Annotated in this window: 1 protein-coding gene; it reads right to left on the bottom strand. The window is 71.2% G+C overall.

Annotated elements, in window-relative coordinates:
* Positions 1-56: 56 nt before the first annotated feature.
* The coding region (locus G6023_RS12870; protein WP_182635867.1) for a PhoX family protein at positions 57-1456 on the bottom strand (1400 nt) is incomplete at its 5' end.

Here is a 1456-nt window from a genome sequence, read left to right as displayed (position 1 = left end):
TGACCGACCCGACCCGCCGGCCCGGCAGTCCGCCTACCCGCCCCGGCCGTCCGCCGTCAGGAGCCGATCAGGCCCGTCGGCAGGGAGCCCGAACCGAGAGAGCCGGCGCCACCGGAGAACCCGTTGCGCCACGCGACCACGGTCGACGGCCGCGGCTGCGAGGTGCCGCCGTCGGGCCAGTGCGAGGCGGGGTTCTCGATCGACGCGCCGTCCTTCTCGCCGGGGTGCTGGACGTTGACGATCGCCCGGTTGTCGAACACCAGCGGTCCGCAGGTCTCGGCCCCGACGGGGACCGTGAGGAACAGCTTGGTCTCGCCGCGGTTCGGGCCTTCGGTCGCCACCGAGTAGAGGCCGTCGTTGAAGCCGAGGGCGTTGCCGTCGGTGGACACCCACAGTCCCCCGGCCGGGTCGAAGGCGACGTTGTCCGGGCAGGAGATGGGGCTGACCTTCGACTTGTCGAAGCCGCCGAAGTAGGAGTCCGCCTCGGCTGGGTCGCCACACACCAGCAGGAGGTTCCAGCCGAAGGTGGTGCCGGCGTGGTCGTCGGTGATCTCCACGACCTGACCGTGCTTGTTGTTGTGCCGCGGGTTGGCCTCGTCCACGTTCGCGGTCGTGCGGCGGGTGTTGTTGGTCAGCGCCATGTAGACCTTGCCGGTGGTCGGGCTGGGCTCGACGTCCTCGGGGCGGTCCATCTTGGTGGCGCCGACGCGGTCGCCCGCCATGCGGGTGTACACCGCGACCTGCTCCGGGGTCATGCCCGGCACGTGTGAGACGGCGTTCCCGCCGGGCGCGACGGTCATCAGCGGGATCCAGGTGCCGGTGCCGTCGAACGCGCCGTCGGCGGGCAGCGTCCCGGAGCCGTCGATCTGCGCGGCGGGGGAGTTGCCGGAGAACGTCGCCACGTAGAGGGTGCCCTCGTCGAGGATCTTCATGTTCTCGGCCCGTGCGGCCGAACCGGTACCGGGTGTGATCCGGCGGCTGGAGACGAACTTGTAGAGGTAGTCGAAGCGCTCATCGTCGCCGGAATAGGCGACGACGGTGCCGTCACCGGTGACGTGGACCGAGGCGCCCTCGTGCTTGAACCGGCCCATCGCGGAGTGCTTGACCGGGGTCGAGGTCGGATCCCAGGGATCCACCTCGACGACGTAGCCGAAGCGGTTGACCTCGTTGGGCTCGGCGGCCGGGTCGAAGCGGGCGTCGAACTCCTCCCACCGGCGCCCCGAGCGGGAGACGGACACGCCGTAGCGGCGCAGGGCCTCGAGACGCTCCGGGTCGCTGACCGTCCCGGTGGTGCCGAAGTACTGGTTGAAGTTCTCCTCGCCGGACAGGACGGTGCCCCACGGTGTGTGCCCGCCGGCGCAGTTGTTCAGTGTGCCGAGCACGCGGGTGCCGGTCGGGTCGGCCGTGGTCCGGGTCAGGGGGCCGACGGCGGGTCCGCGCAGCTCGAACGGGGTGG

This window comes from Dietzia sp. DQ11-71, assembly GCF_014144995.1.
In the GTDB taxonomy this organism is placed as follows: domain Bacteria; phylum Actinomycetota; class Actinomycetes; order Mycobacteriales; family Mycobacteriaceae; genus Dietzia; species Dietzia kunjamensis.
This window is presented reverse-complemented; position numbering and strand designations above follow the sequence as displayed.